The organism is Flagellimonas meridianipacifica (assembly GCF_003001695.1).
Classification (GTDB): Bacteria; Bacteroidota; Bacteroidia; order Flavobacteriales; family Flavobacteriaceae; genus Flagellimonas; species Flagellimonas meridianipacifica.
Window position 1 is genome coordinate 2,026,274 of record NZ_PVYX01000002.1, and the last position, 15,581, is coordinate 2,041,854.

Annotated in this window: 14 protein-coding genes; 7 read left to right on the forward strand and 7 right to left on the reverse strand. The window is 38.3% G+C overall.

The window, feature by feature from the left end; translation table 11 throughout:
• Positions 1–51: 51 nt before the first annotated feature.
• A complete protein-coding gene (locus CLV81_RS19295) occupies positions 52–594 on the forward strand; it encodes a pyridoxamine 5'-phosphate oxidase family protein (protein ID WP_106147420.1) in 543 nt (180 codons plus the stop codon).
• Here CLV81_RS19295 and bshC read toward each other — a convergent pair.
• Entirely contained in the window at positions 583–2,184 is a 1,602-nt protein-coding gene (bshC, locus tag CLV81_RS19300; RefSeq protein WP_106147422.1) for a bacillithiol biosynthesis cysteine-adding enzyme BshC, read from the reverse strand. The two genes, CLV81_RS19295 and bshC, sit on opposite strands and share 12 nt — an antisense overlap.
• A 160-nt stretch (positions 2,185–2,344) precedes the next feature.
• Here bshC and CLV81_RS19305 point away from each other — a divergent pair, with 160 nt between their 5' ends.
• Together CLV81_RS19305 and CLV81_RS19310 are read left to right on the forward strand one after the other, a co-directional pair.
• Entirely contained in the window at positions 2,345–4,789 is a 2,445-nt protein-coding gene (locus CLV81_RS19305) for a M14 family metallopeptidase (protein WP_106147424.1), read from the forward strand.
• A gap of 220 nt (positions 4,790–5,009) precedes the next feature.
• A complete protein-coding gene (locus CLV81_RS19310; RefSeq protein WP_106147426.1) occupies positions 5,010–6,326 on the forward strand; it encodes a carboxypeptidase-like regulatory domain-containing protein in 1,317 nt (438 codons plus the stop codon).
• Positions 6,327–6,375: 49 nt separating this feature from the next.
• Here CLV81_RS19310 and rocD read toward each other — a convergent pair whose 3' ends face one another.
• From rocD to CLV81_RS19325, 3 genes are all read right to left on the reverse strand, one after another.
• Positions 6,376–7,653 (reverse strand): ornithine--oxo-acid transaminase, encoded by a 1,278-nt coding sequence (rocD, locus tag CLV81_RS19315; RefSeq protein ID WP_106147428.1) that lies wholly within the window; start codon positions 7,651–7,653, stop codon positions 6,376–6,378.
• Between the two features lie 139 nt (positions 7,654–7,792).
• Positions 7,793–8,191 carry a DUF6768 family protein gene (locus tag CLV81_RS19320; protein WP_106147430.1) on the reverse strand — a complete coding sequence of 133 codons (399 nt, stop codon included), beginning with the start codon at positions 8,189–8,191 and terminating at the stop codon, positions 7,793–7,795.
• Complete coding sequence (locus CLV81_RS19325; protein ID WP_106147432.1) at positions 8,175–8,738, reverse strand: RNA polymerase sigma factor; 564 nt, start codon at positions 8,736–8,738, stop codon at positions 8,175–8,177. The genes CLV81_RS19320 and CLV81_RS19325 overlap by 17 nt, the downstream gene beginning before the upstream one ends.
• Positions 8,739–8,844: 106 nt before the next feature.
• Here CLV81_RS19325 and rlmD point away from each other — a divergent pair, with 106 nt between their 5' ends.
• From rlmD to CLV81_RS19340, 3 genes are read left to right on the forward strand one after another with little or no spacing between them, the layout of a single operon-like run.
• Positions 8,845–10,266 carry a 23S rRNA (uracil(1939)-C(5))-methyltransferase RlmD gene (rlmD, locus tag CLV81_RS19330; protein ID WP_106147434.1) on the forward strand — a complete coding sequence of 474 codons (1,422 nt, stop codon included), beginning with the start codon at positions 8,845–8,847 and terminating at the stop codon, positions 10,264–10,266.
• A gap of 29 nt (positions 10,267–10,295) precedes the next feature.
• The gene (locus CLV81_RS19335) at positions 10,296–10,808 is read left to right on the forward strand and encodes a DUF6452 family protein (protein WP_106147435.1); all 513 of its coding nucleotides are present in this window, start codon (positions 10,296–10,298) and stop codon (positions 10,806–10,808) included.
• Positions 10,789–11,562, forward strand: coding sequence for a DUF6048 family protein (locus CLV81_RS19340; RefSeq protein ID WP_106147437.1), 774 nt, complete (start codon positions 10,789–10,791; stop codon positions 11,560–11,562). The genes CLV81_RS19335 and CLV81_RS19340 overlap by 20 nt, the downstream gene beginning before the upstream one ends.
• Before the next feature lie 77 nt (positions 11,563–11,639).
• Here CLV81_RS19340 and CLV81_RS19345 read toward each other — a convergent pair whose 3' ends face one another.
• Complete coding sequence (locus CLV81_RS19345; protein WP_106147439.1) at positions 11,640–12,788, reverse strand: THUMP domain-containing class I SAM-dependent RNA methyltransferase; 1,149 nt, start codon at positions 12,786–12,788, stop codon at positions 11,640–11,642.
• Between the two features lie 73 nt (positions 12,789–12,861).
• Here CLV81_RS19345 and CLV81_RS19350 point away from each other — a divergent pair, with 73 nt between their 5' ends.
• Positions 12,862–13,533, forward strand: coding sequence for a ZIP family metal transporter (locus CLV81_RS19350; RefSeq protein ID WP_106147441.1), 672 nt, complete (start codon positions 12,862–12,864; stop codon positions 13,531–13,533).
• A gap of 25 nt (positions 13,534–13,558) precedes the next feature.
• Here CLV81_RS19350 and trhA read toward each other — a convergent pair whose 3' ends face one another.
• Both trhA and CLV81_RS19360 read right to left on the reverse strand, forming a co-directional pair.
• Positions 13,559–14,200 carry a PAQR family membrane homeostasis protein TrhA gene (gene trhA, locus CLV81_RS19355; RefSeq protein WP_106147443.1) on the reverse strand — a complete coding sequence of 214 codons (642 nt, stop codon included), beginning with the start codon at positions 14,198–14,200 and terminating at the stop codon, positions 13,559–13,561.
• Between the two features lie 6 nt (positions 14,201–14,206).
• A complete protein-coding gene (locus tag CLV81_RS19360; RefSeq protein WP_106147445.1) occupies positions 14,207–15,544 on the reverse strand; it encodes an amidohydrolase family protein in 1,338 nt (445 codons plus the stop codon).
• Between the last annotated feature and the right edge of the window lie 37 nt (positions 15,545–15,581).

The window sequence follows — 15,581 nt, forward strand, 5'->3', positions numbered from 1 at the left end:
CCCTACCTCTTTTTTGATTTTTTTTGAAAAAAGTTGTTTTCTTGTCGGTTCATGCAGTCTCTACTAGAAGAAATTACCGCGGAATTAAAACTTGGATTTACCAAAAAAGGACATCCCTTTCGCTACTTTAGTCTGGCTACTAAAGGTTTGGAAGATGATATAGGATTAAGAACCGTTGCCTTAAGAAACGTATCTCCAGATTTGAGGTGTACATTTTATTCTGATAGTCGTTCAAATAAAATCAAAGAACTAATAGAAGATTCTACCGTTAGCGCTCTTTTTCTGCACCCAAAAAAACTTTGGCAAATTACGCTTAAAGGAAATATAATTAGAGAAATGGACACTCAGGTGTTAAAAACCTATTGGAATGGAATTCCATTGAAATCGCGCAAAGACTACACTACAAAAACGGCTCCCGGCTCAAAGCATGTTGAAGGAAAACCCATAGAATATATAACAGATTCAAACCATTTTTCAATCCTCCATATTATCCCGGAACAGATTGAAATTTTAAAGTTGGAACGACCTAGCCATGTACGGGTACGTTTTTCAAAAACCGAGGGTGCTTGGTATAGCACAAGATTAGTACCTTAAAATGGAAAAACAAGAATCCAAGGGTTTTAGACTTGCCATCAACTGTGGAATTAAATCCTCTCCCATTTCCAAATAGAGTTGAGAAAAATTTGCTTGTCGTTCTTGAAGTGATTGATTCGGAAAAAGTTCATTCTGTAATTCTGCCATACGTACCACGTGGTCTTTTAGCTTTCTTTTTTGGGCTTTGAGCAATCTTTTTTCCAAAGTATCCAATCCCTTTTTCTGTTTTACTTCTTGAGCCTTAACAGCTCCCAAAAAGGTGGGGTCTGTATTTTTAGCCAATTCATATAAAGATTGAAACTGTTCTTCTAAATACTTCTTTTGAGGTCCAAAATCGATGTCTATATTAGAAACTTCCCTTATTTTCTTGTTGATAAAACTATGTTGTTTCATGAACAAATCAGAACTGTTGAGTTGTAATTTTCTAACCTTATCAGCTTGTTTTTGAGTCATTAACAATGCTGAGTTCCTTAACAATAGCATGGGAAACGTGACATCCAATTCATCAAAATAGGATTTGAGTTCCAACCAATAGGCCAACTCTCCTCCCCCACCTATGTAACAAAGGTTTGGCAGAATTACTTCTTGATACAAAGGTCTTGCAATCACATTGGGTGAAAAACGCTCTGGATATTTTGTAAGCTCGTCCCTCAATTCATTTGTGGTAAAAACAATTTCTGTGTTGTTTACCTTAAAAACTCCGTCCCCTTCAACAATTCGTTCGCGCAGGCCTTCCTCTAAATAGAAATAGTTAATTTCTCTTGGGTTTACTTGAATTTTATAGTTGGGAGAAATCTTTTCCAGTTGACCTATGGATTCTGAAACAGATTTAAACGGAATATTCTCAAAAATATCCTTTTGAGCAAAAGGAATCATAAGACGTTTCAATTCGGAATCATCTCCGTCTACAATCACTAAACCATGTTGCCCAAACAATTCATTGACCAAAAAACGGGTGGCTTTGGCCAAATTGCCACTTTCCAAATATGATTTTTGGAAGAGCTCCTTTAAACGTTCTGCTTGGATGGAATTTCCAAGTTTGTTGGTCCACGTTTTAAAAACACTGTCCAGTCCATCCATTTTCAACCTGCCAACGGCTCCAGAGGCATCCACGTTCCATTGCACTTTTTGACCTTCAAAATTGAAAAAGTTTATTTCATCAAAATCGTGATCTTCGGCTGCCATCCAGTACACTGGAACAAAGTTGAAATCAGGATGTTTTTCACGTAGTTCAGAGACTAGATTTATTGTGGAAACTATTTTATACAGAAAATAGAGCGGACCTGTAAAAAGATTGAGTTGATGTCCCGTGACCACGGTAAAAGTAGTATCCTTCAACAGCAAATCAATATTTTCTTGTGTGGTTTCAGATACATTAAACCCTTTGTACTGACTCTTCAAACTTTCAACAAGTACAGATCTATGACTTGGATTGTAATTCTTTTGTTTTTCAAGAATCTGTGATTCAAAATTCTCGAGGAGTGGAAAACGATTGTAAAAGGGTTTGAGTTCTTCTTTTTGGTCTAGGTAATCGCAAATAAGCTGGGAAAAATAACCCGTTTTCCTGAAGGGTATACAATCTACTTCCATTTAAAAAATTGTAAAAAGCGTGCTAAAGATACTTTTCTTCTGTTTTACTACTCCTAAAAATACGTTAATTACGTTTTGTCATGGATAAGCTTCAGTTCCTTGATATTTAAAGGCCCTTCCTTATTTTATTGTTAGATTTGGTTGTATACAAAACTGTTGCATGAAAAAAGCTCTACAATTTGCCATTTTATTCTTTTTTCTTTCCGTTCACTCCCAGAAGTTAAAATCGCCTTCAACTTTTTTGGGATACGAGCTAGGTTCTCAATTTTCTCGACATCATGAAGTTGTAGATTATTACAAGTATCTGTCGGAAGAGGTGCCAAATCAGATAAAATTGATTACCTACGGGAAAACAAACGAAAGAAGACCCTTGTTGCTGGCCTATGTAAGTTCTCCTGAGAATATGGCCAATCTTGAAAACATTCGCAAAGAGCATTTGTTGGCTACCGAAGGAAATGGCAATTCTTCAAAAGCCATTGTTTGGTTAAGCTATAACGTTCACGGTAATGAAAGTGTGGGTACGGAAGCCTCTATGCAGACCATTTATGAACTGCTGACAACTAAAAAAGACTTTCTGAAAAATACAATTGTCATCATTGATCCATGTATCAACCCCGATGGACGTGATCGCTACGTGAATTGGTATCAACAATTTAAGAATGCTCCACACCAGTTGGACCCTGACAGTAAGGAACACCATGAAGGTTGGCTGACAGGGCGAAGTAACCACTACATGTTTGATTTGAACAGGGATTGGGCTTGGTTAACACAAAAGGAAAGTCAACAGAGAATAAAAATCTTTAATCAATGGTTACCTCATATACATGCCGATTTTCATGAACAAGGTGTTGACAACCCTTACTTTTTTGCTCCAGCTGCAGAACCTTATCATGAGGTCATCACCAAATTTCAACGCGATTTTCAAGTAACCATAGGTAAAAACCATGCCAAATACTTTGATGCAAACGGTTGGTCCTATTTTACAAAAGAAGTGTTCGACCTGTTCTATCCTAGCTATGGAGATACCTATCCCACATATAATGGTGGTATTGGACTGACCTATGAACAAGGGGGTAGCGGCAGGGCTGGTCTATCTGTGACTACTGGCACAGGAGACACGCTGACTTTAAGGGATAGGCTATCCCATCATCTTACTACGGGACTTTCAACAGTGGAAGTATCTTCAAAAAACGCAGAAAAATTGAATGAAGAGTTTAGAAAATTCTACCGGAACAAAAACTTTAAATACAAGAGCTATGTTTTAAGCGGCAATGAAGATAATATAGAAGCACTAAAAAACCTGTTGGCCAAGCATGAAATACAATTTGGTAACGTCGAAAAAGGAGTGGTAAAAGGATATGACTATAAGACGGGAAATACAGGAAGCATGGCCATATCCGAAAATAGCATGGTGGTATCCACAAACCAACCTAAGGGCACCCTAGTCAAGGTTTTGTTTGAACCCAAGGCAAAACTAAGCGACTCCTTAACATACGATATTACGGCCTGGTCCCTGCCCTACGCTTACGGTTTGAAAGCTATTGCATCACCAAATTTAGTGGAGGCTCAAAATCAAAATGAGATTGGTTCTTTTGCCAAGATAGAGGCAAATCGATATGCGTATGTAACTGACTGGAATAGCATGAAAGATGCACGTTTTCTGGCAGATTTGTTAAAAAAAGGAATTCGAGTTCGTAAAACCAATCATCCGTTTTCAATGAATGGCAAGTTTTTCGAAAGGGGAAGTCTAATAATTACTTCGGAAGACAATAAAAACAAAAATGGTTTTCTTTCCATTTTGAAAGAAGTCTCCAAGACACATAAAAAAGAGATTACCAATACTTCATCTGGATTTGTGGAGTCCGGTAAAGATTTTGGTTCCTCTACGGTCGAAATGATTGAAAAACCAACTATAGCTGTCCTCTCTGGAAGTCCTACTTCCACGTACCGCTTTGGGGAAATATGGCACTTTTTTGAACAACAACTAGTATATCCTGTTAGTGTGCTGGGGAGCGATTATTTTAAATCTATTGACCTAAATAAATACACAATTCTCATAGTACCAGATGGCAATTACGAAACATTTTTTAATGAAAAACAGTTAAAAAAACTAACTGATTGGGTCAGAAATGGTGGTAAGTTGATTTCTATGGGAAGCGCTATTCAAGCCATTGGTATGGAAAAAGGTTTATCCATAAAAGTAAAGGAAAACAAGGATTCTACTAATAGAGCACCAAAACTTCATAAAAACATCCAAAGAGAGCGAATTAAGAATGCAATTACAGGTGCAATTTTTAAAACCAAGGTAGATAATACGCATCCCCTGGCGTATGGTTATGATACAGATTACTTCACACTAAAACTAGGTAGTACGAGTTATGACTATCTAAAGTCTGGAAACGTTGCATTCATTGAGAACAATACCAAACCAATTTCAGGTTTTGCAGGAAGCAAGACCCAAAAAAAGCTAAGAAACTCGCTGGTTTTTGGCGTCGAATCTTTAGGTAAGGGGCAAGTAATATATATGGCCGATAACCCTTTGTTCCGAGGTTTTTGGGAAAATGGAAAACTCTTCTTTGTCAACGCATTATTCATGGTGGACTAATTCTTTGAAGGTATTCCTAAACAAAAAACTTAAATTTTTCATAAAACACTATCCACACTCCGTAAGGCAAGACAGTCTTAGTCAGACTATATGGTATCTTTGAAAGCTGATTGATTAAAATATCAAAAAGTAGGTGATTCATGGCAAAATCAATGCATACGTATAGCCTATATTGTTAAAAATCATTAACTTAGAAAGGATAGTTTCAAAAACAATCGTTATGAATAATTGGAAAGTAAAAAGCAGTGCAAACCTTCAAAAATTGACTGTATTCGCATTTAGTTTCTTTGTTTCCCTGGGTTCCGCTTTGGCCCTCCAACAAAATCAGGAAGAAGATTTTAAACAATTTAGAGGTGAAGTGATTGATTCTTCCACCAAAAAACCTTTGGTATTTGCAACCTTGTCTTTAGAGGAAACCAATATCAGCACCATTACCAACACGGAGGGTGAGTTTCTTCTAAAGATTCCTAAAGATAAAGCTAGTGGCACCCTTATTGTGTCATTTTTGGGATATCAAAGCAAATCCATTCCCCTAAGCGACCTTAAACCCAATAAGAACAAAATTGCGCTTAACATTTCAGTAACCCAACTTTTGGAAGTAAACATAAACGCCCCTAAAGATGCTAGGGCTTTGGTGAGGGAAACACTTGCGAGAAAAGGGACAAATTATTTTGATGACCCTACTCTAATGACTGCATTCTACAGAGAGACCATCAAGAAAAGAAGAAAGAACGTTTCTCTTTCAGAAGCTGTGGTAAATATCTACAAAACACCTTACAACTCAGTTAGAAAGGATGCCCTAGAGCTATATAAAGCCAGAAAAAGTACGGACTATAGTAGATTGGACACGGTGGCTTTAAAACTACAGGGAGGGCCGTTCAATGCCCTATATGTTGATATCATGAAATATCCTGAATATATCTTTGCCGATGAGTTGTTCGAATACTATGAGTTTTCGTTTGCCCGCTCTACACGAATCAACGACAAATTGATTTACGTAATCGAATTCAACCAAAGACAAAGCGTTGAAGAGCCACTTTACCAAGGCGAACTCTTTATAGACGTAGAGAATAAGATTCTTACCAGCGCAATTTATACACTAAACATTACCAATAGAGAAAAGGCATCGAGACTTTTTGTAAGAAGAAAACCTGCAAAAGTAGACGTTTGGCCCACGGAGGTTGCCTATAGGGTTGATTATCGGGAAAAAGATGGTAAATGGTATTACGGGTATAGTAATGTGCTTATGGAGTTTAAAGTGGACTGGAAGGATAGACTTTTTAACTCGGTGTATAGCATGACTGCAGAAATGGCCGTTACAGACTGGGAAAAAAATAGCACGGGAGAATTACCAAAGAATAGAGAGCGTATAAAAAAGTCAATCATATTGGGAGATGAGGCCTTGGGCTTTTCTGATCCTGATTTCTGGGGAGAATACAACATCATTGAACCTGAAAAATCGATTGAATCCGCTATCAAGAAAATTCAGAGGCAACTTAGACGGTCAAAACCAAAAAGTGGTACTTCGGCTCCTTAATTGAAGTATTGATAATTAAAAAACAAAAAAGCCCCAGAAGGGGCTTTTTCTATTTTTCAAACTCCTTTAGTGTCTTTGCAATAATGGAAATACATTCTAGCAATTGTTCCTTGGTCATGACCAAAGGAGGGGCGAATCGTATAATGTTGCCATGGGTTGGTTTCGCGAGCAGTCCGTTTTCCTTTAAGGCCATACATATGTCCCAAGCAGTAGAGCTATCTTCCGAATCATCAATCACTATTGCGTTCAAAAGCCCTTTCCCACGAACCAAGCGTACTAAATCAGTCTGTTGGACCAGTTTTTCCATCTCATTCCTGAAAATTTTACCCAACTCATCCGCATTTTCAGCAAGGCGCTCTTCTTTAACTACCTCAAGGGCAGCCATGGCCACTGCACAAGAAAGAGGATTTCCCCCAAAGGTCGAACCATGATTGCCTGGTCTAATAACCTCCATAATCTCATTATTGGCCAATACAGCAGATACCGGTAAAACTCCACCTGAAATGGCTTTACCCAAAATTAAAACATCAGGTTTTACATCTGGGACGCCAGAACAGTTTTTATCGAGACACAAGCAGTTCCCACATGATGCCAATAACCTCCCTGTACGTGCGATTCCTGTTTGTACTTCATCCGCCATGAACAGGACATTTTTGGACTTGCAGAGGTCGAAGGCTTCCTTAATATAATTTTCATCCGGAACGTATACTCCAGCTTCACCCTGAATGGGTTCTACCAAAAATGCAGCAATATTTTCATCCTTTAAAACCTCTTGAAGAGCGTTAATATCATTATACCTAATAGAGATTATACCGGGAGTAAAAGGTCCGAAGTTCTCAGTTGCTATTGGGTCATTTGAAGCAGAAATGATTGAAATGGTACGTCCGTGAAAATTATTCTGACAAACCACAATTTTTGCCTGGTTCGCTGGAATCCCCTTTTTTTCATATCCCCATTTTCGTGCCAGCTTGATTGCGGTTTCTACAGCCTCCGCACCAGTATTCATAGGCAAAAGCTTATCGAATCCAAAAAACCTGGTAGCAAATTCCTCGTATTTTCCGAGCATATCGTTATAGAAAGCCCTGGAGGTCAACGTAAGATTCTCTGCTTGATTTTTTAAGGCTTCAATAATCTTTGGGTGACAATGCCCTTGATTCACAGCGGAATATGCCGATAAAAAATCATAGTACTTTCTGCCTTCTACATCCCATACGTAAACACCTTCACCCTTACTAAGAACCACCGGAAGTGGGTGGTAGTTTTGTGCTCCGTACTTGTTTTCTAAATCTATCGCCTGTTGCGATGTCAAATGTTCTAAAACAGCCATTTTAAATGTGTTTATATTAATAAAATAACCATTCCTGCTGTACCTTTATCCTTTCGAAGTCTCGAAAATTCAGCGTGGGAGAGAAATCATCCCTAGTAGAGTTGTAAAAGTATAAAATATGGCGAAATGTAGAAAACACTCACCCGCCGCTTTGTCCATTAATTCTGGACATCAACGAAGCGACTTGAAGTTCTAATCGCTTCAACTCACGCAAAATGTCGTTCTTATCCATTTGCATCCAAACATAGAGCTTGAGCATACTCACCATTAGTGCACAGAACAATGCAGCTCCCGACCATTTAATAAGTTCATTGGTCTCATCAACCGAAAAGAATTGTACGATGCAATACACAAATAGCCCAACTATGATTAGGTTGACGACATTCATTAAAATGGTTATCCATTTGAGTTTACCAGAGAAAACACCTCCAATTTTTTCAAAAAGACCTAGTTCTTCCAGTTCATCATAATACTTTGCCTCTTCTTTGGACAAAGCTTCCTTTATAAGCTCGTCTATTTCTTCAATCTCTCTTTTCATCTTCTTTATTTTTAATTATCGATTTCAATTTTTCACGTGCCCTGAACAAGCGGGTTTTCACAGTATTGATGGATACACCTGTTATATCACTTATTTGTTTTAGACTATATTCTTCCAAATAAAACAGTTTGAGAACCATCTGTTGGTCAAAAGGCAACTCTGGAATCATCTTTAAGATCTCACCTATTTGTTCTTCTTGTGTTTGTATCGGAGACGTTTCGACTTCGTTATTGACCAAAACATGGGATTCATAAATTTTCCGGGTTTTACTGTTTTTCCGGATTAGGTCCAAGGCTTTTCTACTCGTTATAGTCATCGCCCAGCTTCCAAAACTGGCGGCATCCCTAAGCAAAAACAATTTTGTAATTACAGTATGCCATGTATCTTGTACCACATCTTTCGCTAAATCCCAATCCTTCGTGTATCTATACGCTTGAATACAAAGCCTTTTGTTCCATCGCTTAACCAATATCTCGAGGGCCTTTTTATTCCCTCTTTGATACGAAATCACCAAAAAGGAATCCAATATTTTGCTGGTTTTTGACATGTTTATATAAGATAGACTTAGAAACACTCAAAAGGTTCCCAAACAGGAAGAAATTAGTTTAGGGAGCTCTCCTATAATTTGTTCAGGCGAAACACTATTTTTGCGCATGCGAAAAAAAAATAGGCGCCAAACCTTTGAAAAGATAGAAGTTCTGGATGCAGGTGCAAAAGGAAAAGCGGTGGCCAAAGCTCCAGATGGCAGGGTCATATTTCTCTCTGATGCCGTACCCGGAGATGTGGTGGATGTACTGACAACCAAGAAAAGAAAAGCCTACTTTGAGGGTCAAGTGACCCGCTTTCATTCCTATTCTGATAAAAGAGCCGAGCCCGTGTGTTCGCATTTCGGTATTTGTGGAGGATGTAAATGGCAACACATGACTTATGAAAATCAACTTTTTTACAAACAAAAAGAAGTCGAAAATAACCTGAGGCGTATAGGCCATTTAGAACTTCCTGAAATCTCACCAATTCTCGGTTCCCAAAAACAATATTTTTACAGGAACAAAATGGAATTTTCTTTTTCGGACAGCAGATGGTTGACGCAGGAAGAAATCGACTCCCAAGAACCAATCAAAGACAAAAACGCGTTGGGATTCCATATTCCAGGAATGTGGGACAAGATTTTGGATATTGAAACCTGCCACCTACAGGAGGATCCTTCAAACGCTGTTCGCAATACCATTAAAACAAAGGCTCTTGACTTAGGTATTCCATTTTACAATCCACGACAACGAACAGGGATGCTTCGCACCTTGATGATGCGGATAACTTCCTTAGGTGAAATTATGGTTCTTATTCAGTTTTTTCAGGATATCACCATGAAAGAAAAGCAACTATTAAATGAAATCAAGGAAACCTTTCCTGAAATCACATCTCTTCTTTTTACCGTTAACAAAAAGGCCAACGATACCATTTACGACCAAAAAGTCATTTGTTTTTCTGGACAGGACCATATTGTTGAAAATATGGAAGGACTCCGGTTTAAAATAAATGCGAAGTCCTTTTACCAAACCAATTCCCATCAGGCATATGAATTGTATAAAGTGACCCGGGATTTTGCGGGTTTAACCGGGAAAGAAATAGTTTATGATTTGTATACAGGAACAGGAACCATTGCCCAGTTTGTTGCAAAAAATGCCAAAAAGGTGATTGGTGTGGAATCTGTTCCAGAAGCTATTGAAGATGCTAGAAGTAATGCTCAAAACAATGGAATTTCCAATGCAGAGTTTTTCGTTGGAGATATGAAAGATGTTTTCAACACAGATTTCGTGGGTGAACATGGTGTCCCTGACGTGGTAATTACCGACCCTCCTAGAGATGGGATGCACAAACAGGTGGTAGAGCAATTGCTTCAGGCCTCCCCTCCAAGAATTGTTTATGTCAGCTGCAACACTGCTACTCAAGCCAGGGATTTGGATTTACTCCAGTCCCATTATGAAATTAAAAAAGTGCAGCCCGTTGACATGTTCCCGCAAACTCACCACGTGGAAAATGTTGTACTTTTGGAAAAACGAAAAAAACAGGTATAATTTTTGCTCCCAAGAGTTTTTGATTCAAAATGAAAAAAATCTATCTCGCAGTCTGTATCCTGTTTTTTGTAGCCTATACTTCTTCTTGTGAAAGGGACGACATTTGTACCGATGGAGATACTCCTCTTTTGGTTCTCGGTTTTTTTGACAGCGAGGATACCACAGTGGCAAAAGATGTCCCTGCATTTCGCGTAGTGGAAACCATTCTCAACACAGACGTAAACACCTTTACAAGCGGTACCAGCTCGCTGGACTCCGTAGGGATTCCTTTGCGGACAGACGCTGTAACAACTTCTTTTGTTTTGATTACAAACTCTGCAATCAATGCGGACACGGGTGAAGAAACGGGTAATTTGGATACTTTGACCATCACCTATGCTACTCGGGAAAATTTTATTTCAAGAGGTTGCGGTTTTGTAATCAATTTTGATGAATTGGATGTACAACTCACCACAGATGCAGAAAATTGGATTCAAGACGTAAGCATTCAACAGCAAACTATAGAAAACTCCAATAACGTACATGTTAAGATATTTCACTAGTATTTTTTTGATTTTGCTTTTATCCACGCACGGATATTCTCAAGAAGGAGGAGACCCAGGAGTCAAGGATAGCGTGGAGTACAAACAAAAGTATGGTCTAAGGGTTGGCGTTGATTTAAGTCGTTTGGTACGTTCCTTTGCCGATGAGAATTATACTGGATTAGAACTTGTTGGCGATTACAGGCTCACCGAAAAACTACATATAGCTGGAGAATTGGGCAATGAAGATTTTACCCAGACCGAAGATTTAGGGGGAACCCTGCTCTACAACTATACTACTTCTGGAAGCTACATAAAACTTGGAGTTGATTGGAACACATACCAAAATTGGTACGGGATGAGCAATCTTATTACTATTGGAGGACGTTACTCATTTGCGACCTTCAGCCAGACCTTGAACGAGTATCAAGTTTTTAATGGCAATCGTTTTTTCACTCCTGACAATTTTTTGCCAGGAGCAGGGGAAACCCCTGAAGAATTTAGTGGATTGAACGCTTCTTGGTTGGAGTTGGTATTTGGGGTCAAAGCAGAGCTTTTTGCAAACATTTATCTGGGAATAAGTATCCGTTTGGGCTATTTGGTAACCAATACGGAAGCAGACCGCTTTCCCAACCTTTGGATTCCTGGGTTCAATAAAGTTACGGATAGAAGTAGTTTCGGTGTAGGGTACAACTATTCCATATCTTACTTTATACCTCTTTACAAAAAATCAAAAAAGAAAAGAGACCCTGCAATTTCTTCCCCAGAACAATAGATTTTAACTATTTGTACTAGAATCCCTTTGTAATTGAGGTTTAAATTTTGTTGTTGAGATTTTACCGTATTTGGAAATTACCTGGGTTTTTTGGTGCCTTCATACATTTCGTAATGTACCAAACGTGATTCCAATTTGCCATTGTACAGTTTAATTTTTCTAGAGGGTTTTAGACCAACAGATTTAAGCGCTTCCAAATTGGAAGTCAAAAACCATACATCCGTGCCTGGATATTTCTGTTTCAACGTATCCCCAATTTTTGAATAAAATTCTTCTGCATCTATAGGCAGTCTTTCCCCATATGGGGGATTAAAAACCATATGCAGTTTAGCATTCACCGGCTTGTCTGTTCTAAAAAAATCCTTGCGTGAAAGCGATATAAACTCAGTAAGATTTGCAAAATCAATATTTTCTTGAGCTTTTCTAATGGCTGAAGGAGCTTTATCAAAGCCTATGATTTGATAATCAAAAGGTTGTATTTTTTTGAGACTAACCTCTTTAATTTTTTCATACAAGTCCTTATTATAATCGTTCCAATGTAAAAACGCATAAGATTCTCGATTGATATTAGCCGGAATATTACATGCTATCATGGCGGCTTCAATCAACAGCGTACCGCTACCACACATGGGGTCCAAAAAATCCGAATTCCCCTTCCAGCCACTCAACTTGAGCATTCCTGCCGCTAATACCTCATTGATTGGTGCAATATTGGTAAGCTGTCTATATCCGCGTTGGTGCAACGATTCTCCGGAACTATCCAAAGAAACAGTGCACTTATTTTTTGAAATATGGATATTGATTCGGATATCCGGATTTTGTGAGTTTACATTGGGGCGGGCTCCCAAGGTTCGTCGAAACTTATCCACTATAGCGTCCTTTGCTTTCAAGGAAACAAACATCGAATTGGTAAAAACCCGTGTGTTCATGGTTGTATCAATGGCGAAAGTCTTATCCGATGAGAAAATCTTATCCCAATTGATGGCATAAACCTGTTGGTACAGGTCTTTTTCATTAAAAACCCTAAATGTGGATATAGGCTTAAAGATTTTCAATGCGGTCCTCAAACAAAGACTGGCTTTGTATAGAAAGCCCAAATCCCCTTCAAAAGAAACACTTCGAACACCCTGCTCCACTTTACCAGCTCCCAATTCCTTCAATTCTTGCACCAATAGTTCCTCAAATCCGTAGAAAGTTTTGGCAAGCATTCTAAAATTTTCTGCCATTTAGCTGTATTATTTGTTCGGTAAAAATAGGTTATTTTTACCCCTTGCAACCCAACTGAGATTTCCAGTTTTGATGATTCTGATACTGCCCATACTATCCGTTTGGATAGGATATTTTATTGCTCTTTTTCTAAAACCCAAAAGTGAACGGGGAATAAAGTTACTACTCGCTTTTAGTGGGGGTTTCTTATTGGCTTATACTTTTTTTGAGCTCTTACCCGAAGTATATGAAGAAGGTAGTCCCAAAGGAATAGCGATTTTTATATTATTAGGAATTTTAATTCAAATATTTCTTGAATTCTTTTCCAAAGGAGCGGAACACGGTCATATTCATTTATCCTCACAAAAAATCAGCTTCCCAACCGCATTGTTTTTGAGCCTATCGGTTCATGCCATCATCGAAGGAATCCCCATACGTGAAGGGAGCTCCGTTGTTTACGCAATCATAATTCATAAGCTTCCTGTTGCCATTTTGTTGAGTCTTTTCATCCTAAACTCGGAAATGAAGAAAAGTACAGGTCTACTTTTCATTGCTGCTTTTTCATTGATGACCCCTCTCGGAAGCTATATATCCCAGTATACAGATTTGATTGACGCCTATGGCACGCAGTTAGTTGGTATAGCTATAGGGGTTTTCTTTCATATATCAACCATTATTTTGTTTGAAAGCTCGCAAGAACATGCTTTCAATCTTAGAAAGCTGGCTCTGATTACTATGGGAATGGTATTAGCTTACTTCTTGTAGTAAAAAATTACCCTTAAGATTCGAATCAAAACGTATCAAAAAGATTGTATAAAAACTTCCAATGACTAATAGCACCACCTAATACAAAAAGGTGCCATATAAAATGATTATACGGAATCTTACGAATGGCATAAAATAAGATGCCAATGGTATAAAAGGCACCGCCCAACCCAAGCCAAATCAAATTTCGATTTGAAACATTTTCAGTCAATGCATTGAAATCCAATACAATAAGCCAGCCCATAACGCCATAAAGTATTAGTGAAAAAGCCTCAAATTTTCCGGTAAAGAATAATTTTATAGCTGTACCCATTGCAGCGATACCCCAAACTGAATAAAATAACAACCATCCTTTAGAGTCTATAAGTAGCAAAAGACATACCGGGGTATACGTTCCTGCAATCAGATAATAAATGCTAACATGGTCCAAAATCCGAAGTTTTCGTTTCACTTTTGGATTTTGAACCGCATGATACATCGTTGACGCTATAAACAAAAGAATCAGTGAAATATGGTAGACAACTATACTTTCTAATAAGAAAGTGGTGTGATTTAAATCCTTTTCAAAGAATACGATAAATCCAAGAATGGACAACAAAATCCCCAAAGCATGGGAATAGGCATTCCACTTTTCTTCAACTAAAACTGATTTGGGATTTGGGGCCAAAAAATTCTATTTGTAACGTTTTCCGTGTTTTATCACCATATCCACATCCTGCAATAAGCTAATGTATCGCAGGACATCTCCATCCACAGCTATAATATCAGCATATTTCCCTGGAGTAATGGTTCCTACTTCATCTACGACACCCATCCAAAGTGAGGGCCAATATGTAGCAGCCCTTATGGCATACATAGGGTCTATTCCAAATTCGTTTACCCAAACATCCAGTTCGTTCCAAGTAGATTGACTATGGAATTTCATGGGTATCCCACTATCGGTACCAATCATGAGTACCACTCCTGCATCGAGGAGTTGTTGAATTTTGGTTTGTAGAGTTGGTCTTCTAGAGGGTGTCAGTTGAAAATAAGGCAATCTATCAGGATGCTTAATACTACTTTTAATATCTGCTATGACACTATCGGGTAAACCCAAATGCCATGAATCATTGTCCAGATTTTCAGGATTATCCCGAACATATTCATAATTGTACAAACCCTCAACCGTAGGACACCAAAAAAGTGGTCCTTTATTCATTTGAGCAGTTCGTTCTTTGATAGCTTCCATGACATCATCAGGATATTTAGGAGCAGATGACAAACCGGTGTGCTCAAAGCAATCTACTCCTACCTCAATCCCTCTTCGTATTTCTTCAGGTCGATGTCCATGCGCCACTACTTTAAGATTGTTTTTATGAGCTTCATCTACTACTGCCCTCAATTCTTCCATGGTCATTTGATCATGGTCTATCAATTTAACAACATCAACTCCCGCTTTAACCAATTTTTTGATTTTCTTTTTCCCATCTTCTGCTCCATTGACCCCCCATCTAAATGCTTCGGTACCAGGATACGGTTTTTTCTGTATGAATGGTCCGGAAACATACAAAGTCGCTCCTGGAATTTCTCCATTATTGATTCTATCCCTTACAGATATACTTTCTTTTAAAGGTGCACCTAAATCTCTGGCACTAGTTACACCTGCCATCAATAATTGGTGTGCTGAAGAAGGCATAATTATATCTTCAAATAAGGGCGGATAAACTTTGTCCCAATACGAATAGTTTGCATGACCATTTATCATTGTGTGGACATGCATGTCCCATAATCCGGGAAGAACACTCATTCCTTCTGTTGAAATAATTTCAGCATTTTCTGGAATTGAAAGTGTTTCTATTGTACCTATTTCCTTAATTCTCTCCCCCTGTATTATGATAACACTGTTTTTTATAGGGTCTGAACCAAAACCATCAATTAATGTCCCCCCTACTAAGACTTTGAGTTGGTTTTCTTGAGAGAAAGAAAAGAATGAAATCAAGAAAAGAAGCAGTATTGGTTTCAACTGTAGCATGGTGATGGTCTTTTGCTTAAAGATAATGCAATAAAAC